The organism is Hydrotalea lipotrueae (assembly GCF_019249625.1).
GTDB lineage: Bacteria > Bacteroidota > Bacteroidia > Chitinophagales > Chitinophagaceae > Hydrotalea > Hydrotalea flava.
In genome coordinates, this window is the sequence record NZ_JAESDL010000016.1 from 1 (window position 1) to 25,116 (window position 25,116).

Annotated in this window: 23 protein-coding genes; 17 read left to right on the forward strand and 6 right to left on the reverse strand. The window is 36.7% G+C overall.

Annotated features, from left to right (window positions below; all coding sequences use genetic code 11):
- Nucleotides 1-134: 134 nt before the first annotated feature.
- The 8 genes from JK139_RS10205 (at nucleotide 135) to yidD (ending at nucleotide 7,024) form a co-directional block, all read left to right on the forward strand.
- Complete coding sequence (locus tag JK139_RS10205) at nucleotides 135-896, forward strand: isoprenyl transferase (RefSeq protein ID WP_218331221.1); 762 nt, start codon at nucleotides 135-137, stop codon at nucleotides 894-896.
- Between the two features lie 85 nt (nucleotides 897-981).
- Nucleotides 982-3,813: a BamA/OMP85 family outer membrane protein gene (locus JK139_RS10210; RefSeq protein ID WP_228733201.1), complete on the forward strand. Its 2,832-nt coding sequence runs from the start codon at nucleotides 982-984 to the stop codon at nucleotides 3,811-3,813.
- An 87-nt stretch (nucleotides 3,814-3,900) separates the two neighbouring features.
- Entirely contained in the window at nucleotides 3,901-4,419 is a 519-nt protein-coding gene (locus tag JK139_RS10215; RefSeq protein WP_068243730.1) for an OmpH family outer membrane protein, read from the forward strand.
- Between the two features lie 38 nt (nucleotides 4,420-4,457).
- Nucleotides 4,458-5,057 (forward strand): OmpH family outer membrane protein, encoded by a 600-nt coding sequence (locus JK139_RS10220; RefSeq protein WP_218331222.1) that lies wholly within the window; start codon nucleotides 4,458-4,460, stop codon nucleotides 5,055-5,057.
- A gap of 70 nt (nucleotides 5,058-5,127) precedes the next feature.
- Complete coding sequence (murI, locus tag JK139_RS10225; protein WP_218331223.1) at nucleotides 5,128-5,958, forward strand: glutamate racemase; 831 nt, start codon at nucleotides 5,128-5,130, stop codon at nucleotides 5,956-5,958.
- A 218-nt stretch (nucleotides 5,959-6,176) separates the two neighbouring features.
- Complete coding sequence (gene rpmH, locus JK139_RS10230) at nucleotides 6,177-6,332, forward strand: 50S ribosomal protein L34 (RefSeq protein WP_074419624.1); 156 nt, start codon at nucleotides 6,177-6,179, stop codon at nucleotides 6,330-6,332.
- Between the two features lie 76 nt (nucleotides 6,333-6,408).
- Nucleotides 6,409-6,819, forward strand: a complete 411-nt coding sequence (rnpA, locus tag JK139_RS10235; RefSeq protein ID WP_074419627.1) for a ribonuclease P protein component — start codon at nucleotides 6,409-6,411, stop codon at nucleotides 6,817-6,819.
- A complete protein-coding gene (gene yidD / locus JK139_RS10240) occupies nucleotides 6,794-7,024 on the forward strand; it encodes a membrane protein insertion efficiency factor YidD (RefSeq protein WP_074419623.1) in 231 nt (76 codons plus the stop codon). The genes rnpA and yidD overlap by 26 nt, the downstream gene beginning before the upstream one ends.
- 2 nt (nucleotides 7,025-7,026) lie before the next feature.
- On the opposite strand, the gene JK139_RS10245 is transcribed toward yidD, so the two are convergent.
- From JK139_RS10245 to JK139_RS10270, 6 genes are all read right to left on the reverse strand, one after another.
- On the reverse strand, nucleotides 7,027-7,641 hold the full coding sequence (locus JK139_RS10245; protein WP_218331224.1) for a hypothetical protein: 615 nt from the start codon (nucleotides 7,639-7,641) through the stop codon (nucleotides 7,027-7,029).
- A 47-nt stretch (nucleotides 7,642-7,688) separates the two neighbouring features.
- Nucleotides 7,689-9,485 (reverse strand): AMP-dependent synthetase/ligase, encoded by a 1,797-nt coding sequence (locus tag JK139_RS10250; RefSeq protein WP_218331225.1) that lies wholly within the window; start codon nucleotides 9,483-9,485, stop codon nucleotides 7,689-7,691.
- 167 nt (nucleotides 9,486-9,652) lie between these two features.
- Nucleotides 9,653-10,675, reverse strand: a complete 1,023-nt coding sequence (locus tag JK139_RS10255; RefSeq protein WP_218331226.1) for a tetratricopeptide repeat protein — start codon at nucleotides 10,673-10,675, stop codon at nucleotides 9,653-9,655.
- 33 nt (nucleotides 10,676-10,708) lie between these two features.
- Entirely contained in the window at nucleotides 10,709-11,944 is a 1,236-nt protein-coding gene (locus tag JK139_RS10260) for a DUF1015 domain-containing protein (RefSeq protein ID WP_218331227.1), read from the reverse strand.
- A 33-nt stretch (nucleotides 11,945-11,977) separates the two neighbouring features.
- Nucleotides 11,978-13,048: a 3-phosphoserine/phosphohydroxythreonine transaminase gene (gene serC, locus JK139_RS10265; RefSeq protein WP_075051803.1), complete on the reverse strand. Its 1,071-nt coding sequence runs from the start codon at nucleotides 13,046-13,048 to the stop codon at nucleotides 11,978-11,980.
- Between the two features lie 82 nt (nucleotides 13,049-13,130).
- The gene (locus JK139_RS10270; protein ID WP_074420801.1) at nucleotides 13,131-13,772 is read right to left on the reverse strand and encodes a DUF502 domain-containing protein; all 642 of its coding nucleotides are present in this window, start codon (nucleotides 13,770-13,772) and stop codon (nucleotides 13,131-13,133) included.
- Nucleotides 13,773-14,058: 286 nt separating this feature from the next.
- Here JK139_RS10270 and JK139_RS10275 point away from each other — a divergent pair, with 286 nt between their 5' ends.
- The 9 genes from JK139_RS10275 to JK139_RS10315 all read left to right on the forward strand — a co-directional run bounded on the left by JK139_RS10275 (nucleotide 14,059) and on the right by JK139_RS10315 (nucleotide 25,032).
- On the forward strand, nucleotides 14,059-14,313 hold the full coding sequence (locus tag JK139_RS10275; RefSeq protein WP_228733202.1) for a YciI family protein: 255 nt from the start codon (nucleotides 14,059-14,061) through the stop codon (nucleotides 14,311-14,313).
- Between the two features lie 159 nt (nucleotides 14,314-14,472).
- Nucleotides 14,473-14,673, forward strand: coding sequence for a hypothetical protein (locus JK139_RS10280; RefSeq protein WP_075051804.1), 201 nt, complete (start codon nucleotides 14,473-14,475; stop codon nucleotides 14,671-14,673).
- The gene (locus tag JK139_RS10285) at nucleotides 14,652-15,278 is read left to right on the forward strand and encodes a TetR/AcrR family transcriptional regulator (protein WP_074420800.1); all 627 of its coding nucleotides are present in this window, start codon (nucleotides 14,652-14,654) and stop codon (nucleotides 15,276-15,278) included. Before JK139_RS10280 ends, JK139_RS10285 begins: the two co-directional genes overlap by 22 nt.
- 80 nt (nucleotides 15,279-15,358) lie before the next feature.
- Complete coding sequence (locus JK139_RS10290) at nucleotides 15,359-16,765, forward strand: TolC family protein (protein WP_218331228.1); 1,407 nt, start codon at nucleotides 15,359-15,361, stop codon at nucleotides 16,763-16,765.
- Between the two features lie 26 nt (nucleotides 16,766-16,791).
- A complete protein-coding gene (locus tag JK139_RS10295; protein ID WP_218331229.1) occupies nucleotides 16,792-17,994 on the forward strand; it encodes an efflux RND transporter periplasmic adaptor subunit in 1,203 nt (400 codons plus the stop codon).
- Nucleotides 17,995-18,045: 51 nt separating this feature from the next.
- A complete protein-coding gene (locus JK139_RS10300; protein ID WP_218331230.1) occupies nucleotides 18,046-21,648 on the forward strand; it encodes an efflux RND transporter permease subunit in 3,603 nt (1,200 codons plus the stop codon).
- Nucleotides 21,649-21,762: 114 nt separating this feature from the next.
- The gene (locus JK139_RS10305) at nucleotides 21,763-22,554 is read left to right on the forward strand and encodes a TIGR00266 family protein (protein WP_068243724.1); all 792 of its coding nucleotides are present in this window, start codon (nucleotides 21,763-21,765) and stop codon (nucleotides 22,552-22,554) included.
- A gap of 10 nt (nucleotides 22,555-22,564) precedes the next feature.
- The gene (locus tag JK139_RS10310) at nucleotides 22,565-23,056 is read left to right on the forward strand and encodes a DinB family protein (RefSeq protein ID WP_218331231.1); all 492 of its coding nucleotides are present in this window, start codon (nucleotides 22,565-22,567) and stop codon (nucleotides 23,054-23,056) included.
- 80 nt (nucleotides 23,057-23,136) lie between these two features.
- The gene (locus JK139_RS10315) at nucleotides 23,137-25,032 is read left to right on the forward strand and encodes a mechanosensitive ion channel family protein (protein WP_218331232.1); all 1,896 of its coding nucleotides are present in this window, start codon (nucleotides 23,137-23,139) and stop codon (nucleotides 25,030-25,032) included.
- Nucleotides 25,033-25,116 lie beyond the last annotated feature (84 nt).

Sequence of the window (25,116 nt, forward strand, 5' to 3'; positions counted from 1 at the left end):
TACCTATACTTTTTAGAGCAATAAAGAATTGCCGGATAAAAAAGCAATAAAACCTTGCTCCCTACTGCTATATTTTTATCTACAAACCCATTGCTTTCCATACATTTGCCGCTACAAAATAGTACGGGTTTTACATGCAAGCCTTATTACAACAAATTGATACATCCAGACTACCCCGCCATATTGCTATTATTATGGATGGCAATGGCCGTTGGGCAGAAGAAAAGGGTCAGGAGCGCTTATATGGCCATTTTCATGGGGTAGAAAGTGTACGTAATATTGTAGAAGGATGTGCAGAGCTGGGCATTGAATACCTTACATTATATGCATTTAGCACCGAAAATTGGGACAGACCACAACCCGAAGTAGAAGGGTTAATGGCATTGCTGGTTGAAACCATTCGCAAGGAGGTGCCGGTGTTGAACAAAAACAACATTCGGTTACACGTAATTGGAGAGTTGCGTATGTTACCCGATTTTGCCAGAACAGCTTTAAACGAAGCTCTGGAGCTTACTGCCGCCAATACAGGTTTAAATCTGGTAATGGCATTAAGTTACAGTAGCCGATGGGAGTTGGTAAATGCCGTAAAAAACATTGCAAAAGATGTAAAGGCCGGTAAAATTGAACCCGATAGCATTAATCAGGATACCTTGCAAAAATACCTGAGCACCAGTAACCTGCCCGATCCAGAATTGATGATTAGAACCAGTGGAGAGTATAGAATCAGTAATTTTTTATTATACCAATTGGCGTATGCCGAATTGTATTTTACCAATACACGCTGGCCCGACTTTAGAAAAGAAAACCTTTATGAAGCCATTATCGACTTTCAAATGCGGGAGCGGCGTTTTGGAAAAATTAGCAGGCAAATTAAAGCGAAGGAAATACACAAATAAAAATTTAATATGCTATTGTGATGAATTTAACGGCCGATTTAACAAACACTTTTAATTATTCCCTTTAATTTGCTCCAGTTAATATATGCTGAAACAACTGTCTAATGCTACTTTTTTATGGTACAATAGAACGGCAACCATACCAAAAAACCCTATTCGGATGCAGAAAACGCTTAAGCTTTTGACTCTTGCTTTATTTCTTAGTTCCTTTCACCTGTGTGTATATGCCCAACAAAAAGCCGATACAACCATTACCTCTATAGATGCAGATCTGATTAACATCTTCAATCAAAAAACACCTAAAAAATATAAAATTGAATCCATTAAAGTAACCGGCAACAAATATTTTGATGAAAACCTGCTGATTTCGATCTCCGGATTAAATGTGGGTGATGAAGTGGTGATTCCGGGCGGCGATAATTTTTCAAGAGCCATTAATAAATTATGGAGTCAGAATTACTTCTCGAATGTTGAAATTTATATTACCAAATTAGTAGGTACTAATATTGACATTGAAATAAATGTTACCGAAAGGCCACGCCTCTCAAAATTTTATTTTAAAGGCATTGGGAAAGGAGCTACCGACGATTTAAATTCCAAAACCGGACTAGTGCCGGGAAGGGTAGTTACCGAAAACATGAAACGTACTGCTTCAGAAGCCATTCGTAAATATTTCTTCGATAAAGGCTATCAAAATGCCCATGTAACCATTCAGGAAATAAAAGATTCTACCCGTTCTAATTCAATGGATTTGGTATTTGTGGTAGACAGGGGCGGAAAAATTAAAATCAGCGATATTTATTTTGCCGGCAATACTGTAGATGCCGCCAAACTAAAAAAACAAATGAAGGGAACCAAAGAAAAAGGCCATTTAACCTTATTCCCATCGATTGATTCCAGCGGGTTTATTAAACCACAACCCTATACTTTTCAACAATACATGCGTGATAAAGGCTTTTTAAACTTTACAGATACACGTAAAGTAGTAGCTCCATATATCCGCATAAAACCCTTTGTTTCTGCCAAATATAATGAGAAGAAATATAACGAAGACAAAGAATCGATTATTGATTTTTATAACTCCATTGGTTACCGCGATGCTCAAATTGTAAAAGACCAGGTATTTAAAAATTCAAAAGGAAATTTAGATATTGATATTGCAATAAGTGAAGGCCATAAATATTATTTTGGAAACATTAGCTGGAGGGGAAATACCATTTATTCTGATTCTATTTTAACTGTAATACTCGGCATTAAAAAAGGCGATACGTACAATATGGAAATATTGAACAAGCGCCTGGGTAAAGGTGGCGGTGCTCCCGATGGTAGTGCCGATATCAGCAGCTTGTATTTAGATAATGGTTACCTTTTCTTCAGAGCTGATCCGGTTGAAACTGCAGTATACAATGATACCATCGATTATGAAATCAGGATGGTAGAAGGTCCACAAGCTACTATTAAAAATGTACGGATTTCAGGCAATGATAAAACAAAAGAATATGTTATCCGACGCGAATTACGCACCATTCCGGGTGAGAAATTTAGTAGAACCGATCTAATTCGCTCTCAGCGTGAAATTGCGCAGTTAAATTATTTTAATCAGGAAAAAATTGGCATTAATCCTATTCCTAACCCTGATGATGGAACAGTAGATATTAACTATACATTGGAAGAAAAATCAAGCGATCAGCTGGAGCTGAGTGCCGGCTGGGGTGGTGCTATTGGATTAACCGGAACAGTGGGTGTTTCCTTCAATAACTTCTCCATCAAAAATATATTCAGTAAAAAAGCCTGGGACCCATTACCAATGGGCGATGGACAAAAATTGAGTTTCCGTGTACAAAGTAACGGGCGGGCATTTCGTTCCTATAATTTCTCTTTCACTGAACCCTGGGTAGGGGGTAAAAAAAGAAATGCATTAACTTTTTCTATTTACGATACCAAATTTGCCAATGCCTACGACCCGCTTACCGGTACCTATACTGCAGCAGCAGCAGGTCGTTCATTCCTAAAAACAACCGGTGCTTCGGTATCTTATAGCAAACAGTTAACCTGGCCCGATGATTATTTTTCCCTTTCATTCTCTGTAAACTATACGCGTTATCAATTGGTGAATTATGCCATCAGCCAACAGTTGAAATTGAGGGATGGAACCTTATTTAACAATGGTATTTCCAATAACTTCAACTTTAAAGTTGCATTGCAACGATCTTCTGTTAACCAGCCTTTATTCCCAACTTCGGGTTCTACATTTTTGGCCAGTTTAGCAGTAACACCGCCATACTCAGCATTTAATCCGGGTGTGGTTACACAAAACGATCCGTACAATTTTATTGAATACCACAAATGGCGCTTTAATGGTGAATGGTATGTGCCTTTAAGCAAAGGCACCGGTGAAGATCACAATAAAATGTTTGTATTGAAATTAGCTGCTAAGTTTGGTTTTCTGGGAAGGTATAATCCGCAATTGCAAATTTCGCCGTTCGAGCGTTTTCAGTTGGGTGATGCCGGTTTAAGTAACCAGTATGCTTTAATTGGATATGATATCATTTCGCAAAGAGGTTATCCAGTGTATGAAACTTCTAATCCAAGAATCAACCCTGATCAAACCGGCGCCAGTCAGTACTTCACCATGTTTAATAAGTATACGGCAGAATTAAGATATCCATTAAGTTTAAACCCGAGTAGTACTATTTATGCAGAATCCTTTTTTGAAGCAGCCAATGGATGGTATGATTTAAAAGATTACAACCCTTTCCAATTAAGGCGTTCAGTGGGTGTGGGTATGCGCTTCTTTTTGCCCATGTTCGGATTGCTGGGATTTGATTATGGAATAGGGTTAGATAGGTATACTCCCGGTGCCAGCTTAAAAGATATTTCCAGATTTACCTTTATGTTAGGATTTGAACCGGAATAGGATTGTATTGAATTTGCTTAATTTGTATGGTTAAATACAGCCACTGCAACCAAGCAGGAGGATGTTCATAAATTGAAAAATACAGGTATGAAAAAATTATCATTTTTACTGATTGGCTGTATCCTGCTCAGTCTGGGTGCAGTGCAGGCGCAACGTTATGCCGTAATAGATACCAAGTATATTTTAAACAAAATGCCCGAATATGTTCAGGCAAATAAACAAATTCAACTGATTAGTGAGCAGTGGCAAAAAGAAATAGATGATAAACAGGCTGCACTGGATCAGATGTATAAAAATTATGCCGCTGAACAGGTAATGTTAAGCGATGAACTAAAAAATAAACGCGAAGCAGAATTGTTTAATAAAGAAAAAGAGGTACGTGATTTGCAGAAAAAAAGGTTCGGTTATGATGGAGATGTGTTTAAAGAACGCCAACGATTGATAAAGCCAATTCAAGACAAAGTATACAATGCCATTCAAAAAATTGCTGTTGAAAAAGCTTATGATTTTGTTCTGGATAAAAGTGAAGGAATTACTGTTATATTTGTCGACCCAAAATTAGATAAGAGTGATGATGTACTGCGCGAACTGGGTATAAAACCTTAAAATAACACAAACAAAAAACAATCTATAAAACAAAAAAAATGAAGAAAGCAATAGTATTATTTGCCGCCCTTGGTTTGAGTATGGTAATGGTGGGCACTACAATGGCCCAAAACATTAAAATTGGTATTTTCGATGAACAAAATGTTTTGGCATTAATGCCCGGTATTCAAAAAGTAGATACGCTTTTGAATCAATACATGACCGATTCGCTGAATGTACAAAGAGATTATGCCATTAGCGAGTTTAAAAGAAAAGACAGTATTTACAAAGCAGATTCTGCCCGTATGAATTCCAGTATGAAATCAATTATGCAGAAAGATTTGGCTGATCAGTTTGCCAAACTCCAAAACTGGCAGCAATACCAAAACCAAATGATGCAACAAAAACAACAGCAATTATTGCAGCCATATTATGATATAATTGGAAAGGCTTTTCAGACTGTAATGGCAGAGCAAAAATATAATTATGTATTTAAACCCGATGCACTGTTGTATGCTGAAAAATCGGAGGAATTAACATTACGTGTACTGGCTAAAATGAAAATTCCTTTACCCAAAGAACTGGAAGACCAAATAAAAGCGTTGGGTATTAGTACTTCAGGTGGAACAACACCCTCTAAAGCACCTGTGAAACACTAAAAATATTTTAAACATCAATAAAGAAGTATCCGCAGCATGAAAAGGTCGGATGCTTTCTTATTTTTGAGCTATGCTAACACAGAAGGGTCCAATTGGCGTATTCGACAGTGGTTATGGCGGGTTAACTGTTTTAAAAGAAGTAACTGCTTTATTGCCGCAATATGATTATATCTATTTGGGTGATAATGCCAGAACTCCGTATGGTTCACGCAGTTTTGAAACGGTTTATCATTATACCCTGCAATGTGTAGAATGGTTTTTTGCCCGGGGTTGTTCGTTGGTGATTGTAGCATGTAATACAGCATCTGCTAAGGCATTGCGTACCATTCAGCAAAAAAATCTACCGGTTATTGGGGCTCATAAACGTGTGTTGGGTGTCATCAGGCCTTCAGCCGAAGTTATTGGGTCATTTTCCAAAACTGGGCATATCGGTATAATGGGTACCCAGGGAACGGTATCATCACAATCTTATCCACTCGAAATTAAAAAGTTTTTTCCCGAAGTAAAGATTTGGCAACAGGCCTGTCCTATGTGGGTACCACTGATCGAAAATAACGAACACCTTAATGCCGGCGCCGATTATTTTGTTACTAAATACACGCAACAATTATTGGCGCAAAGTGCAGCTATTGATACGGTTTTACTAGCCTGCACGCATTATCCGCTATTGTTCAATAAAATTAAAGCCGCATTACCGCCACATATTCAGGTAATTGTGCAAGGTGGAATTGTAGCCAAAAGTTTGCAGAACTACTTAATGCGACATCCTGAAATGGATGAAAAATGCACCAAAAATGGCAGTAAATCTTTTTTTACTACGGATGATTCAAAAAATTTTGAGCAACAGGCCGGGTTATTTTATGAACTACCCATTCAGGCCATGCAGGTAGAAATAGGTTAAAACTGCTTTTGTATACCTCTTTTTCAATAATATTTGCATTCCGCTTCATGTTTTTTTGCATTTGAATGAGCAGAAATAGGCTGAGTTAAAAAAAATTAGGGCAAAAGTTCAAATTTTCAGTCTGTGCCCTTACCTTTGCCATCCTTTCACAAAAGAGTGGTATGGTGGCCACTGTTGAAGTTGAAAAATTATTATTGGGTTAGAAAAATAAAATTATTATGAAACGTACATTCCAACCACATAAGCGTCGCCGTAAATCGGTTCACGGTTTTCGCAAACGTATGCAAACTGCTAATGGAAGAAAGGTATTAGCCAGTCGCAGAAGGAAGGGTCGCAAAAAATTAACCGTATCCAGCGAGAAAGGATTAAAATAGTCAATTTCAATTCTATTCATATCTTTAAAAGCCTCACCTTCGGGATGAGGCTTTTTTCATGTATAATTTTTTAAATATGTCTGGCCTTTTTTCATATTCCAAACACGAAAAATTAAAAAGCCGCAAGCAAATTGAGGTTTTGTTTGTGAAAGGTATGCAACTGTACAGTTATCCTTTTAAAATTTTATATCAAATAGCACCACGAACGGGTGATGATGCGGTGTTAAAAGCAGGGGTAACGGTTAGCAGCCGACATTTCAAAAAGGCGGTACAACGCAATCGGATTAAAAGATTAATGCGTGAAGCATACCGGTTAAATAAAGTTAAACTGCAGCAATTATTGACTGAAAAGCCACACCAACTGTATTTGTTTATTATTTATGTTGGAAAGGAAATGCCCAATCAGCAAAAACTACATTCGGCATCACATAAATTACTGGTTCAATTGTACCAGATTTTGCATGAAATGGATACTAAAAATACTTAGTTGGCCTTTGATTGGGTTGATAAAATTTTATCAATACGTCATATCGCCCAATATTGGCCCTAAATGCCGGTATACGCCCACCTGCTCACAATATGCCATTGAGGCATTAAAAAAATATGGCATTTTTAAAGGTGGTTGGCTTTCTATTAAACGTATCAGTTCATGCCATCCCTGGGGTGGCCATGGCCATGATCCAGTACCTTAAATTTATTTTACCGTTGGTGGTGCCGTTAAGGCTTTTAATTTTGCAAGCTTTTCCCTTATTTCATTTGATGTGTAAAAACGGTATACTTCCGGTTCTTTATCGCCTACTTTTTCAATCGAGGTCATTCTGTGAAAAGGGGGCACTACAAAAGCATCCATATTCGCTGTAATTTTTACAATATTACTTGGCGTAACAAAAAAATTGCGATTGGTTGCACTTACATTTTTACCTTCAATCAGTTGGCTCAATGAGTCAATTCCTCTTTCAATGGTTTCCTGTTTAATGGTATCTACTTTAGTTTTAGGTGCACTATAATTTTGATAAGCCCCTGCAATGGTATCCTTTCTTGCATTCAAAATATAATAGCCATTATCATTTACCGAAATGGCAGAGCTTTTACCGTCTTCATCCTTAAGAGTAAGCGTTAATGGTCCTGCAACATTAAAGTCAACTGTTTTGTCATTTGAGCCGGCTCCCCCACTAAGGGTAATGGTTTTGGCATCCATATTAACATCTATATTACCGGTAGCTACAATCATTATTTTTTTAGTGTTATTAGTAGAACAAGCTGCCAAAAAAATACCCATTATAGTTATTAATCCAATGTTACGAAGCATACATATATGTTTTAAATTGAAAAATAAAGGCGTTGCTGCAATTTAGGTTAGTTATTATTTTCAGCATAAATTTTTTCAATATCTGCTGCATATTTTTCCATAATAATTTTTCTGCGCAGGCTCATTTTTGGTGTCATTTCACCGGTTTCAATGCTCCATTCAACAGGCAATAATCTAAATTTTTTTATTTGTTCCACGTGGTTGAATAACTGGTTGTATTTATCAATTATTTTATTGTAATGTTCCAATACTTTGGGGTTTTCAATAGCCTGTTGATTTGTTGTAAAAGGTATATTATTTTCTTTCATCCATGATTGTAATGTACTGAAACTGGGAACAATAAGTGCTCCAACAAATTTTCTTTCGGGGCCTACCACCAATACCTGTTCAATGAAAGCATTTTCTTTTAATTTATTTTCAATGGGTTGCGGTGCTACATATTTGCCTCCACTGGTTTTAAACAATTCTTTTTTGCGGTCGGTAATTTTTAAAAAAGTTCCATCTTCCCATACACCAATATCTCCGGTATGTAGCCATCCATCAATTACAGCTTCGGCAGTTAAATCGGGGCGTTTATAATAACCAACCATTACACAAGGGCCGGTTACTAAAATTTCACCATCATCTGCCAGTTTCACTTCAATACCATTAATGGGTGGGCCTACTGTGCCAAATTTCATTCCACCTGCAGCTTTCCTGTTTACACAAATTACCGGACTGTTTTCGGTAGGTCCATAGCCCTCATACACGGGAATTTTGGCAGCATTAAAAATGCGTAATAATTTAACCTGACAGGCGGCACCACCTGTTACAATATATTGCACATTGCCTCCCAAAGCAGCACGCCACTTATTAAAAATAAGACGATTGGCTATTGCCAGTTGTGTATTGTACCAAAATCCTTTATTGATTCTATTATCGTATTGTGTACCCAATGATACAGCCCAAAAAAACAACCAACGTTTTATACCGGTTAACTGGTTACCGGTATGCATAATTTTTTCAAAAACTTTCTCTAACAAACGGGGTACCGTTGTAAAACCATCGGGTTGTACTTCTTTTAAATTATCGCCAATAGTTTCTAAACTTTCGGCGTAATAAATAGATATACCACTATACAGGTAAATATAAGTAACCGTTTTTTCAAATATGTGATTGAGTGGTAAAAAGCTTAATACTTTTGTGTGTGGTGCATCTTCAAAAGGGAAACTTTCTTTACTAAACATTACATTGCTGTAAATATTGGTATGGCTCAGCATTACACCCTTTGGGGTACCTGTAGTTCCGGAAGTATAAATGATGGTAGCCAAGTGTGTAGCCGGTATTTGTGCCCGAATTGTTTGTACCCTTTGCAGGGCTGCATCATCTTTTATCAATAACTCACTCCAATGTCTGGCACCTTCTATTTTGTTAAAAGTGAAAATATTTTTTAATGTAGGAACATTGGGTTGAATAAATTTTATTTTTTCCAATAAATCAACACTACTGATGAAAAGGGTAGTCACTTTTGAATCGTTTAAAATAAATTCAATTTCTAACGGATTGGTTGTGGGATAAAGCGGTACCAAAATGGCTCCTGTTTGCTGAACAGCCAAATCGGTAATAATCCACTCAGGGCGGTTATTACTAATAATGGCTACTTTATCGCTGCCTTCGGGCGTAAAATCATTTCCACTTAAACCGAGTGATAAAAGACCGGCACTTAATTGCAAGGCGGTTTGCTGCACATCCTGCGTACTGTAGCTGTGCCATTGCCCATTTTCTTTTGCTGCCAGCATGGTTTCTTTTGGAAAATGTTGCAATTGATGGTCTGTTACTTCAAATAATCTTTTGGGTGTTATCATATTGGCAATCGTTATAAACTAAAATATTGCGGTAACGGTGTTTTTAATATTGAACACGATACAAATTAAGTAAACATCGTTAATTAAAAAAACAGGAATGATAGGGGGTGAATAAGAAAATCTATTTTCTTAAATCAATGCTGGCATTTTAATATTAAGTAAGTGTATTATTGATGATAATACTGGCCTAAAGGAATTTTAAAAATACGACTGGCCTGATATTGTTTAAAAGCATCGGCCTGTGCAGTATGTGTTTGCACCCAATTTTGATAATTAACAGGACTGGCAGCAGCACCAAATATCCATTGGTTATAGGCCTCAAACATACCATCTCTTAAAAAGTATTGCCACTGATCAAAAAGGCGGGAGGGAAATTGCTGGTTTAGGCCGCTATTATACCAATCCAAAATAAAACGGGTTCTTACAGCCATTAAATTATCGGGTGTTACACCCGTGGCAATTTGATAAATACTATTTTTTAACACCTGAAAAAAGGCCAATGCAAAAGGTGTTTTTTTATAACCGCTGTCCCATTGCTCGGGTTTGTATTGGGTATATAGTTTTTTATAAGCATCTAAAATGGTGCTTTTCATGCTGGCAGTGCGGGTAGTGTAACTTTCCAAATTAATGAATATTTCGCCATAGTACATTACCCACAACAGGTTATCATTGTTTTGTGCATAATACATGGCTGCATTGAAATAGTTGCTGCTGTAATTTGGGTCTGCCTCAATGCCTTTTTCCCAATATTGAATGGCTTTGTCTAATGTTTTATTCATGGCCAACATTTCGCCATATTCATTGTATAATACACCACTATTGGGGAATTTTTTTAAACCTTTTTCATATAAATCGCCAGCCTCTTTGTATTCTGCAATGGCTTTATAGCACATGCCCAATATTTGATAGGCTTGTTCATCGGCGCCAGGTTGGGCAATAATTTTTTTGCTGACATTAATGGCGCTGGTATAATCTCTGTTCAAAAAATTAGCGAAGGCCAAATCTTTTTGTATGTCTAAGTTGTTCGGATCTTGCTGTAATGCATTGTTCAGCACCATTACTGCATTATCGTAATCGCCCTGTTGCATTAATTGTTTGCCATCTTTATACAACTGGGCAGCATCCTGGGTTTGCGCCTTTGCCATTATTACCAATAAACCAAAAAAACATAGAAAAACAACATGTTTCATAAAAATACATTTCAGGCTTTGGCGAAAATACACTTATTCATAAATTAAATGTGTTAATAAACCATCGCGTAATTTAGGTTCAAACCAGGTGCTTTTAGGAGGCATTACATTATTGGTATCTGCAATGGTGAATAATTGTTCCATGCTAACAGGAAATAAACTGAACGCCACTTTCATTTCACCGCTGTTTACGCGGCTTTCCAATGCTGCCATACCTCTAATGCCACCCACAAAATCAATTCTTTTATCTGTGCGCTGGTCTACAATATTAAATATGGGTTCTAAAATATTTTTTTGCAAAATGCTAATATCTAAAATACCAATGGGGTCAGTATTGAAGCTGCCGGGTTTAGCGGTTAATTGATACCAGTTGCCATTAAGGTACATACCCATTTCGTGCGAAGCAGCAGGTTTCAATGCTTTTTCTCCGACGAGATGAACTGTAAATTTTTTTGATAATGCTGCTAATAAACTTTCCTGTGTATGCCCATTTAAGTCTGATATTACCCTGTTATAATCCATTATCGATAACTGATTAGCCGGGAATAAAGTGGTTAGAAAATAATTGGCGGCTTCAGGTATTTTACCATTGAACGATTGCCTTACTTTGGCAGCAGAAGCAGCCCGGTGGTGGCCATCGGCAATATAAGTTACCGGCACATGTTTTGCGAACAGGTTAGTAATGGTTTCAATAGCATCACCATCGTTAATTACCCAAATGCTGTGTTGCACGGCATCATCGGCCACAAAATCGTACCCGGGTGTTTTAGCGGTGGTCCATTGTGTAATAAAAGCATCAATGGCATCAACATTTCGGTAAGCAAGAAATACATTGCCTGTTTGGGCACCTGTAACGGTTATGTGATTAATACGGTCCTGTTCTTTATCGGGCCGCGTAAATTCATGTTTTTTGATGATGTTGTTATCATAATCATCTACTGCACTGGTACAAACCAAGCCGGTTTGGCTTTTGCCATCCATAATTAAACGATAAATGTAATAACAGGGTTTTGATTCATAAAACAGTATTTCTCTTTTCAAAAATGCATCTAAATTTTGTTTGGCTTGCAGATATACTTCTGGTGCATGAACATCTATTTGTTCGGGCAAATCAATTTCACTTTTAGTAATGTGCAGAAAGGAAGCGGGATTGCCTTGTGCTTCAATTTTTGCTTCGGCACTGCTTAATACATCGTAAGGTTTACTGGCCACTTGTTTTGCAAACTGTGGTTGTGGTCTTAAAGCTTTAAAAGGTTGAATAATCGCCATGCTATCGTACTTGTTTAAATGATTTAAAATAATTTAACCGTGTTTTTGTGCAAAATCCTTCGCCAGTTGGCAAAATGCCTGAACACTTTCTAACGGTAAGGCATTATACATGCTTACCCTTAAGCCACCTACAGTTCTGTATCCTTTTACACCAATTATTCCATTTTCGGTGCAGGTTTTTAAAAAAGGCTGCAATAATGCTTCCTCTTTCATAAAAAATACTGCATTCATTAAGCTTCTGTCTTCTTTTGCAATGGCCGTTGTAAAAATGGGTAAACTGTCAATCGTTTGGTATAACAGGTCAGCTTTTTGGCGGCTTCTTGTTTTCATAGCAGCCAATCCACCTTCTGCAACAATCCATCTAAGGGTTAATAATGCTACATAAATAGCAAAAACCGGCGGAGTATTCATGAGCGATTTTGCTTCAATGTGTTTTTGATAGTGCATAATGGGAGGCACCGGCTTTTGTACCGAAGCTGCCCATTCTTTTTTGATGACCACCAATGTTACCCCTGCGGCACCCATGTTTTTTTGTGCACCCGCATAAATGAATGAAAATTGATTAAAGGGCATGGGTCGGCTAAAAATATCGCTGCTCATATCGGCTACTAATGGCAAATTTGTGGGTGGTATTTGATGCCACTGTGTTCCTTCAACCGTATTGTTGGTGGTAATATGCAGGTAATTGGCTTTTTCAGGCAGCGATAAATTTTTAGGAATATACGTATGATTTTTATCTTTAGAAGAAGCTGCAATATGAACATTCCCAAAATAACCCGCCTCCTGTATAGCCTTACTGCCCCAAATGCCGTTATCGCAATAAGCGGCAGTTTCGCCGGGCGATAAAAAATTCATGGGAATTTGCATGAATTGCGTGGTGGCTCCGCCGTGTAAAAACAAAACTTCATAATCATCATTCAACTGCATCAGTTGTTTTACCAACATTTTTGCTTCTTCTAATACTGCTACAAACCAATCGGTACGATGCCCAATTTCAAGGATAGATAAGCCAATGCCATTAAAATCGTGTAAGGCCGCAGCAGCCTGTTCTATTACCGTAGCCGGCAAAATAGAGGGGCCGGAATTAAAATTATGTTTTTTCATGGTTGCTAAAAAAAGTGCTGCAATTTAATCAAATAGCAGCAAAGCAGGCCGTTAATAAATATGCATTAAAAGAGTATTGGGTTTAATCGTGTTCGGTAATGCCGCCGCTAATGATAAATTTCATGGCATCTGCAGCATTTAAATTGCGAATAATACGTACCCGATCTTTTGGAACAATATAGGTTATGCCGCTAATGGCGTAAGAATGTGGCACATATACTACAATATGGTCGGGCAGGTTTAAGCCGGCAGCATCTTTATTGGTAATAAACCCCATTCTCCAAACATCAGTAGCATCTACATTCACCATTACCGGCTTATCAAATTTCTTTTTGTTGCCCGAAAATGCTTCAAAAAAATCTTTTACCGATGAATAAATAAATTTTACACCAGGGGTATGTTCCAAAATAGAATCAAAAGCTTCTACAATTTTAGAGAAAATAAATGAGGAAGAAATACGACCCACTAATAAAACCAAAGTGAGCACTACTATAAAACCAACACCGGGTATACGTTTCAGACTGCCATCGGAATCTACCTTTATTAAACTCGGAAAAATGGCGTGAATAATATTGGGAAGAATGCCATCAATAAAATTAAACAAACTAATAACCAGCCAAATGGTAATACCAATGGGGGCAAGTACGGCAAGCCCTTGTAAGAAATATTTAAAAATATTTCGGAGAAAGAGTTGAAATATCAAGGAAAATCGTTCCTTTTTCATACCACAAGTTTACAATAAATATGCATATAAAAATGCAGGATGCCATTTTACTTTTTTTATTGCCAAAAACGGATAATAACAATGCATCAATTTAGTAAATTCAAATAATTGATGGAAGCGGCATGTCCCTTTTTAGCCGTATCAATTGTTATAAATAGATACACTGCAACTATTCATCATTCATTAAAATTAAAAAGCCATGGAAGAGTTTTTACTAATTTTCAGACACGAAAACGCTACAGGAAAAGTTTCTCCCGAACAAATGCAAATTTGGATGCAGTAACAAATGGAATGGGTAAACAGTATTGCTGCCCAAAACAAGTTTATGAGTGGTACCGGTTTATTGTTTGAAGACGCAAAAGTAGTACACCATAACAAAATGGTTACCAACGGACCATTAGGAGATATTAAAGAAATCCTTGGCGGATTTATTCTCATCAGGGCCGAATCGGCTGAAGAAGCAGCCCAATTTGCAAAAGGTGCGCCGGTATTTCAGGGAGAAGGCAATACGGTTGAAGTAAGAGAAATCATGCGGCATTAAACAATGGATATTTACAAACAACCATTATTATTATCTGTTGCTTAGCTATTTGTATCATGCGCATCATACAAATATAAAAAAATTGTTTAATGCTGGCATATTCACTTTGCCGGTCAGTCACTGAAAAAAATTGTATTCAACAAAAAATGGCCTGTTTACATGTTTAAAATTTATTTTACCCAACAACCTTTACAAACTTATTCTCAATTCAAAAAACTGATAACCGAACGTTTATTTGTTCATTCATCCTTCCCCTATACCATTCATGTAAAAATAATATTAAAAAACAGCATAGAAACTTTGGCTACGTTAAAAGTTTCCATAGTTTTGCGGCCGTTATGGAACATGATGAGAGAATAATAGCAAAAGCCCATGAATTGTTTATGCGTTTTGGCGTGCGCAGTATTAGCATGGATGAAATTGCATCGCAATTAGGGATGAGTAAAAAAACCTTATATCAATATTTTACCGATAAAGACCATTTGGTAGAGCAGGTAATTCGTTTAGAAATAAATAGAAATACCAGTTATTGCCATTTGCAATATAACCAAAGCGAAAATGCCATTCATGAAGTGTTTCTGGCCATTGAAATGGTTGAAGAAATGCTGAAAAACATGAACCCGCTGCTTTTGTTTGAGCTGGAAAAATACCATCCCAAAGCTTTTCAGCAATTTTATGAGCATAAAAACAAATTCCTGTTTCAGGTAATTACCAACAATTTAAAAAGAGGAATTGAAGAGGAATTGTACAGGAGTGAATTGCCGGTTGAAATTATGGCAGCCTACAGAATTGAATCAATTTTTTTAATATTCAACCCATCTTTTACACAGGCAACCGGCAAACACAGTTTAGATGAATTGGCTGAGGCCATCACACACCATTTTTTATATGGTATTGCCACTCCTAAAGGTCAAAAACTAATTGCCAAATACCTGCAAAAACGACAAAAACCAATTGCTAAATAAATTTAAAAAACATGAAAAAAATAATAAAAAATATTTATTTAAAATTCTAATTGCAACCTATTCATGATAAAAACAATTGTATGAAGATAAAATATCCGCTACTATGGCTGCTGGCAATCGGCAGTAGTTTTTCTTTAAAAGCACAAAACAATGAACCGATGCATGCTTTTTCATTGCAACAATGCCTTGATTATGCACATAAAAACAATACACAAATTAAAAATGCCTTACTGAATGTGCAAATTCAGCAGCAAATAAACAGGGGTGTTACTTCGGCTGCACTGCCACAAATTAATGGTGGTATTGGTGCCAACTATTACCCCAATGTGGCCGTACAAAGCTTTCCTAATTTTATTGCGGCAGCCACTTATGGTGTGTTAGTGCAGGAAGGAGTAAAAAACGGTGCGGGTAACCCTATTGTGCCACCTTCCGACTTTGGTTATGTGCAGGCACAATTTGGTACACCTTATAATGCCAGTGCCAATGTTTCATTAACCCAAATATTGTTTGATGGACAGGTATTTGTGGGTTTACAAGCCCGTACTACTTCTATCCAATACCAACAAAAAAATGTAGAAGTAACAGAAGAAAATATTAAAGCCAATATTTACAAAGTGTACTATCAATTGGTAGTCAGTAAAACACAAATCGGTTTGTTAGATGCCAATATTGAGCGTTTTCAAAAACTGTTACACGATACACAGGAATTGTATAAAAATGGTTTTGCCGAAAAATTAGATGTAGATAAAACTTTAGTACAATTGGCCAACCTGCAAACAGAAAAACAAAAAACTTTAAACAGTATTGCGATAGGGTATATGGGTTTAAAAATGCTAATGGGAATGCCTGTTAAAGACTCATTGATACTAACCGACAATATTAATGAAGACATTATAAAAGACAATATTCTCAACGATACCGTTTATCAATACAATAACCGGAAAGATTATCAATACTTAGCATTGGTTAAAAAATTAAACCAGTACAATGTAAAACGTTACCAAATGAGTTATTTGCCTTCCGTAACATTGTCGGGCTCATTCGCCAAACAGGCTTATCGTGGAAAATTTGATTTTTTTGACCGAAAGGGCGATTGGTTTACCGCATCGGCCATTGGTTTAAATATTGGTATTCCTATTTTTGACGGATTTGCAAAAGATGCGAAAATTAAACAATCAAGACTTGAATTAAAGCAAACAGATAATTCATTAGATAACTTAAAACTATCTATTGATAATGATGTAAAAACGGCGCAACTCAATTTTGCTTCTGCATTACAAACCCTCAATTTCCAGAAAAAAAATATGGAACTGGCCGAAACAGTATACAACCAAACCAAGAAAAAATATGAAGCAGGTACCGGTAGCAATACAGAAATAACTGCCGCCGAAACCGATTTAAAAACAGCTCAAACCAATTACATCAGCGCATTGTATGATGCGGTAATTGCCAGAGTAGATTATTTAAAAGCAACCGGAAAACTTTAATTCATTCAAATAAACAAATCATTTATATGCAAAAAATATTTCAATTTTCATTTGTTGTGGGTACAGTGGTCTTGATGGCTGCCTGTTCAGGTAAAACCACTTCTACCGAAATTCAAAAAGAAAAACAAATGTTAGCAGATTTAAAAAAGCAACAACAAAAAATTAACCAGCAAATCAGCGATCTGGAAAATAAACTGGCACAACACGATACCGCATTTGCCAACACTGAAAAAGCAAAATTAGTGGTGCTTACAACCGTTGCCCCCCAAACATTTATACACTTTATTAATTTGCAGGGAAGGGTTGATGCGGTGAATATTGCTTACGTAGCACCAAAAGGTACCGGAGGTGTAGTAAAAGCTTTGTACGTTAAAAAAGGTGACAAAATTCATAAAGGCCAATTGTTATTACAGTTAGATGATGCCATTGCGCAACAAAGCTTTGCAGCAGCACAACAAAATATAGAAACCGTTCAAACACAATTAGCTTTTGCCAAAACATTGTATCAAAAACAAAAAAACCTGTGGGATCAAAATATTGGTACCGAGGTGCAATTAATTACTGCTAAAAATAATGTTGAAAATTTACAAAACCAGTTGGCCACCTTACAAAAACAGTTGAACATTACCAAGCAACAATTAGATTATACCAAAGTATATGCTGAAATTGATGGGGTTGCCGATGATGTAAATGTGCGAGTTGGCGAGTTGTTTACCGGTTTTTCAGGCACATCGCCCCAAATAAAAATTGTAAATACCAACAACTTAAAAGTAACCACACAGGTTCCTGAAAATTATTTGGGTAAAGTAATAGTAGGCTCTCCGGTAAAAATTACTTTGCCCGACATTAATAAAACCATTGATGCAACTATTAGTGTTACGGGTAATTTAATTGATGCCAATAATCGCAGTTTTTTTGCCGAAGCCAAATTGCCTTCCGGTAAAGAGTTTTATCCCAATCAGGTAGCCGTAATTGCCATTCAGGATTATAAAGCCATGAATGCCATTACCGCCCCCATTAATACCATTCAAAATGATGAAAATGGAAAATATGTGTTAGTAGCCGCTAAAGAAGGCAACCGTTTAATTGCTATAAAACGCCACGTTAAAATTGGAATGATGAATAATGATAATGTTGAAATTTTAAGCGGGTTACAGGCAGGTGATCAGATTATTACCGATGGCTACCAAAGTTTGTACGACGGGCAACTAATTACTACACAATTGTAGTACCGTTATAGCTATTGTTAACCTTATACATGCAGCTTTTAAAATATGTTTATGAGTTTATTAGAAGATATCAACAGTAAGTTTAAAGAGTTTGCGCCTACTAGCTGGAGCATTAAAAATAAAACAGCTATTTATTTAATCATGCTCTTTGTTAGTTTGGGTGGTATTTATCAGTTTGTTACTTTACCCAAAGAACAGTTTCCTGATATTGTTATTCCAACCATTTACGTGCAAACCATATATGTAGGTAACTCGCCTAAAGACATCGAAAATTTGGTAACACGCCCCATCGAAAAACAAATAAAGGGCATTACCGGTGCAAAAATTAAAAAATTTACCAGTACATCGCAACAAGATTACTCTGCTATTACTGTTGAGTTTGAAACTGATGTAAAAACAGAAGTGGCACTACAAAAAGTGAAAGATGCGGTAGATAAAGCCAAGCAGGATTTACCCACTGATTTAACACAAGAACCTACCGTTTTAGAAGTGAGTTTTAGCGATCAACCCATTATGTATGTAAACCTTAGCGGCGATTACGATTTACAACAGCTCAAAAAATATGCTGATGATGTAAAAGATGAACTCGAAAATATTCCTCAAATTAATCGGGTAGATGAAGTAGGCGCCCCCGATCGGGAGTTCCAGATTAATGTTGATAACTTCCGCATGCAATCTGCCGGAATTACGTTTGATGATATCAGTAATGCTGTACAACGCGAAAACTTAGATATATCCGGTGGTTTATTGGATGTAGGCAATATGAAGCGTAACCTGCAAATTAAAGGCCAGTTAAAAACCGCTGCAGATATTGCTAAAATTATTGTGCGCAACCAAACCGGTGGCCCTGTTTATTTGAAAGATATTGCTACCATTAAAGATACTACTAAAGAAAGTGAAAGCTTTGCCCGATTAGATGGTAAAAATGTAATTACATTAAACATCATTAAACGTTCCGGCGAAAACCTGATTGAAACCAGTGATGCTGTGAAAGCAGTAATAGAAAAAATGAAAGGAACTATATTACCCAAAGATTTAAAAGCAGTGGTTACAGGCGATCAAAGTATTAAAACAAGAAGTTCTTTTAATGATTTGGTTAACTCTATTGTAATTGGATTTGTATTGGTGTTAATAGTGTTGATGTTTTTTATGGGTGTCGTCAATGCCTTTTTCGTTGCCCTATCTGTTCCACTAAGTATGTTTGTGGCATTTGTATTCCTGCCCGGCGCCGACTTAATTGTAGGCTCGCATGTAACCTTAAACTTTATTGTATTGTTTGCATTACTGTTTGGGTTGGGAATTATTGTAGATGATGCGATTGTGGTAATTGAAAATACCCATCGTATTTTTATGCAGGGAAAAGGTAAAATACCCATACAAACTTCAGCACGTATGGCTGCCGGCGAAGTGTTTGTACCCGTGCTTGCAGGAACACTTACCACTTTGGCACCATTTTTTCCTTTATTATTCTGGCCGGGTATTATTGGTAAGTTCATGATTTATTTACCCACCATGCTCATTTTTACCTTAACAGCTTCATTGGTGGTAGCATTTATTATGAACCCCGTTTTTGCGGTCGATTTTATGAATCATCCTGAAGATGAAGTAAAGCCTCCTAAAAAAGATCTTTTTAAGAAAACTTCTTTCTGGGTAGCAATAGCCATTGGTATTTTGTTAGATATTGCAGGATTAACTTTCTTCGGTAACCTGTTGCTATTCTTCATGATTTTGGTTGTATTAAACAGGTTTGTGTTAGATGATGCCATTCATTATTTCCAGAATTATGGATTGCCCTGGATCATGAATCATTATGAAACTTTATTACGCTGGGCATTGCATGGATGGCGTCCTGTAAAATTGTTATTGGTTACTTTCGGTTTATTAATTGTGGCAGTAGTAGGTTTTGCTATTGCTATTAGTACCAGTCATGTGGGTATTACATTCTTCCCGAAAGGAGATCCCAACCAAATTTATGTTTACCTGAAATTGCCGGTGGGTACCAATGTGTTGTATACCGACTCCATTACTCATGTATTGGAAGGAAGGGTGAATAAAGTTTTGGGCATAGATGAAGCAAAAGGCAAAACCAATCCTATTGTTGAAAGTGTGATAAGTAATGTGGCAGTTGGTGCCAGTGACCCCATGAGTGGCGATAGAAGTACCAGAAGTGAATTGGGCAGAATTCAGGTTTCTTTTGTTGAATATGAAAAACGACATGGTGTTTCTACTGCACCTTATTTAGACCAGATTAGGTCTGTAATGAAAGGAATACCCGGTGCCGAAATTACGGTTGATCAGGAAAGCTCCGGCCCGCCTACCGATCCGCCCATTAATATTGAAATTGCCTGCGAAAATTTCGATAACTTAATTGGAACAGCCACTTTGCTAAAAAATTATTTAGATTCTATTCAGGTGCCAGGTGTGGAAGAATTAAAAATGGATGTTGATTTAAAAAATCCTGAATTAACGCTTACCATTAATCGCGACCGAGCTTTGACAGAAGGGGTTTCTACTGCACAAATTGGCCAGCAAATCCGAACTTCTTTATTTGGAAAAGAAGTATCAAAAATTAAAGAGGGAAAAGATGAATATAAAATTCAACTGCGTAGCCAGGATTATCAGCGCCAAAATTTAAATGATCTGTTGAATATGCGCATCTCCTTCCGCGATATGGCAGCAGGTGGCGCCGTAAAAAATATTCCCATTAGTGCATTGGTAAAAGTAGAACCTACCACTACTTTGGGTAGTGTTAAACGGAAAGATCAGAAACGGTTAATTACCCTTCGCTCTAATGTATTAATCAACCAGGGTTATGATGCAACGGGCGTAAATCAGGTAATTAAAAAATACATTGACCAGTTTAAACCCAAAGTACCGGCAGGTGTTACCATTAAACAAACCGGAGAGGGAGAACAACAAGCCGAAACCGGTGCATTTTTAAGTAAAGCTTTATTAATAGCATTGGGGCTTATTTTAATTATTTTGGTACTACAATTTAATAGCGTTAGTAAACCCGTTATTATATTAACAGAAATTGTGTTTAGTGTAATAGGTGTTTTACTCGGCTTTGCAATATCTGGTTTGCAGGTATCTGTTGTAATGACAGGATTGGGTATTGTTGGCCTTGCAGGTATTGTGGTAAAAAATGGAATTCTGGTAATAGAATTTGCCGATGAACTAAGAGGCCGTGGTATGAAGACAAGAGAAGCAGTGATTGCTGCAGGAAAAACCCGTATTATACCTGTATTGCTTACTGCATTGGCTGCCATCCTTGCATTTATTCCTATTGCAGTTGGATTTAATATCAATTTCATTACTTTATTTTCTGAATTAAATCCTCATATCTTTTTTGGAGGTGATAATGTTGTGTTCTGGAAGCCATTGTCATGGACCATTATTTTTGGTTTGGCATTTGCATTCTTTATGACGCTTGTAATTGTACCTTCCATGTATTTAATAGCAGAACGTTTACGCAAGCCCATGCGCAGAATGTTTGGTGGAAAATGGATTAGCTTTTTGGCCATTCCACCTTTTACCATCATCTTCCTGTTATTGATTTTAATTACTTTATACAATCACAGAAAGCATGTTCAAAAAAGAAAGGGCCTGCAATTGAAACATGTAAATGAAGCTTTTATAGGAAGCTGGTTTTAAACCCTAAAGTTTTTCACAAAAGGCCGCTATGATATTTTCATAACGGCTTTTTTGTTTTTTATTTCTATTCAAAATACAGCAAAACCTTTTGTATTTTCACACAAAATTTTTGGTATGATTCAAAATCATGAAATTGACTATAGGATTATTGGTGAAGAAATGCAATATGTTGAGGTAGAATTAGATCCCAATGAAACCGCAGTTGCTGAACCCGGTGCCTTTATGATGATGGAAGATGGTATTACCATGCAAACTATTTTTGGAGATGGCAGTAACCAGAATAACGGATTGTTAGGCAAATTATTTTCGGCCGGGAAGCGCATGCTTGTGGGTGAGAATCTGTTTATGACTGCCTACACAAATGTTAGTGCCGGGAAAAAGCATGTAAGCTTTGCTGCACCTTACCCCGGCAAAATTATTCCTCTCGATCTTAATCGATTGGGCAACAAAGTAATTTGCCAGAAAGATGCATTTCTCTGTGCAGCCAAAGGGGTAAGTATTGGCATTGAGTTTCAAAGAAAATTAGGAACGGGTTTGTTTGGCGGGGAAGGATTTATAATGGAAAAATTAGAAGGTGATGGTATGGCCTTTGTACATGCATGCGGACATGTTGAACAAAAAGAGTTGCAACCCGGCGAGTTACTTAAAATAGATACAGGTTGTATTGTTGGGTTTACTGCAACTGTTCAATACGACATTCAATTTGTAGGAGGTATTAAAAATACATTATTTGGCGGTGAGGGGGTTTTCTTTGCCACACTCAGGGGGCCGGGAACCGTATGGATACAAACTTTGCCAATTAGCCGCCTGGCCGGCCGCATTTTACAATACGCAACTTTTAAAAGGAAAGAAGAAGGAAGTGTACTCGGCGGTCTGGGTAATTTATTAGATGGCGATGGCTGGTAAAATTATTGTTATGGTTGATGATATTCAACAAGCATTGGTACAAACCTGTCTGTTTTACTGGCAGGAAAATGTAAAGAAAACGGAGTATTGCTTTACCTTATTGTCTGAACAACAGGTTTGGCAGCAATACAATACCGTTAGTAACAGTATTGGCAATCTGGTATTGCATCTTTGCGGAAACATCAGCCAATATATACTGGCAACTTTAGGAGCGCAGGGTTTTCAACGCAATAGGAATGCAGAGTTTGAGCAAAACCCTCAATTATCTAAAGCGGCATTGTTAAAGCAATTGAATGCGGTTTTAGAGGCAGCCATTCAAATAGCAAATAATTGTTCCTCTGATTGCCTGTTGAAAAACTATTCTGTTCAAATTTATGAAATGAGTGGCATTGCCATTCTTGTTCATGTAACCGAACATTTTTCTTATCATACCGGTCAAATTGCTTTGTTAACCAAACAAATGACCGGAAAAGATTTGGGTTTTTATGCTTCCTTAACTTAAAACGAATATCTTTTTCTTCTATCAACATCATGTTGCATGGCTCAAATGGGAATGACTGAAATGTATTAAATTTATGCCTGATGAAAAAGATAAATGCAATAATAATTCTGTGTTGGATGCTACTGCCCATTGCAATAATGGCACAGCGCAAAAAAGATACCCTTGCTTTACATACTGATTCAGCTCAGCAAATATATATTCAGCAACAAGCCAATCAATTGAAACAAATTGAATTAGAAAGGCAAGCCGATTCTTTAAAAAAAATAAACCTCTTTCTTGAATTACAAAATTTTTCCACCATCAATCATCAACAAAAACAAGTCTTGCAGCAGCAACTGGATGTTTTGAAACAAAAAGACAGCCTTCGTGTGGCCGTGCAAAAACAAAAAATTGATTCATTAAAAAAAATTATGCATGGTTATGTTGTAGCTCCTTTTGGCGATACCTTGTTTACTGTTTATACTTCATTGGGTAGTTTTTCTGCTGCCGACAGAGCAAATGCTATTAACAATCGAATTCAGGCATTGGCTGATAATTATAATTTTGCTGTTGATTCGCTAAGTATTGTGGATAATGAAAGTACGGTAGATATAGTGTTTCATGATTTAGTACTGATGAGTATTACAGAAAATGATGCGTTATGGGAGAATATGGGTAAACTGCAATTGGCAAATTCTTATCGTTTAAAAATTAAAACTGCTATTCAGAATTATCGCCAGGAAACAAGTTGGCAAAATATTCTTAAGCAAATTATTCTGGCATTAATTGTAATTGTTGTATTGATATTTGTAGTACATTATGTTATAAAATTATTTGTAAAAATTGAAACAAATATTGCTTCAACGCATCATGCACGGATTCAAGGTGTTAAAATAAAAAATTATGAATTACTTTCTGTTGAACAGGAAATAAATCTGATTAAGTCTGCGCTGCGTATTACAAAATGGGTCATCATTTTCATCGCAATTTATCTTGCATTTCCGTTAGTGTTTGGAATTTTTCCATGGACAAAAACAATAGCTACAAAATTATTATCCTATTTTGTTGATCCGTTAAAAAGAATTTTACTTGGTATTTGGGATTATTTGCCCAACTTAATCACCATTATAGTCATACTGTTTGTATTTAGATTGGTTTTAAAAGGCATTCGTTATCTTAAAAACGAAATTGAAAAGGGCGCTTTATCTATTCCGGGTTTTTATGCAGATTGGGCAAACCCTTCTTATCAAATTGTACGTATTCTTTTGTTTGCTTTTTTGCTTATTGTAATTTTTCCCTATCTGCCGGGTTCAAATAGCCCGGTATTCAGAGGCGTTTCAGTTTTTTTGGGTGTGTTATTTACATTTGGATCCTCCGGTTCTCTCAGTAATATTATTGCAGGGTTGGTATTAACTTATATGCGCTCATTTAAATTGGGCGATCGTATTCGAATTGCAGATGTTACAGGCGATGTGATTGAAAAAACCTTGTTGGTTACACGCATTAGAACCATTAAAAATGAAATAATTTCTATTCCCAATGCTACTATTTTAAATAGCCATACCATTAATTACAGCAGCGATGCGCCGGAACGAGGTTTAATTGTGCATACAACCATTACCATTGGGTATGATGCTCCATGGCGTCAGGTGCATGCTTTATTAATTAAAGCTGCATTAGCTACAACGTATGTTGAAAAAAATCCGGAACCTTTTGTATTGCAAACTTCGTTGAATGACTTTTATGTAAGTTATCAGATTAATGCCTACACGAAACAACCCAATAAGCAGGCAGAATTATATTCCCTTTTGCACGCCAATATACAAGATACTTTTAATGAAGCAGGCGTGGAAATTATGTCGGCACATTATACCAATTTGCGAGATGGAAATCAGACCACTATCCCTTCTGATTATCTGCCTGATAATTATACTGCACCGGGTTTTAAAGTAAATACTGAAAAAATGAATCCGGATAATGCTAAAAATAAATCATAAATCGGGTAGAATTGCTATTCAGCATTTTTATAACTTTCTATTGAACTAAAGCCTAATTTCGTTGGCATAAAGTTGGTATGTACT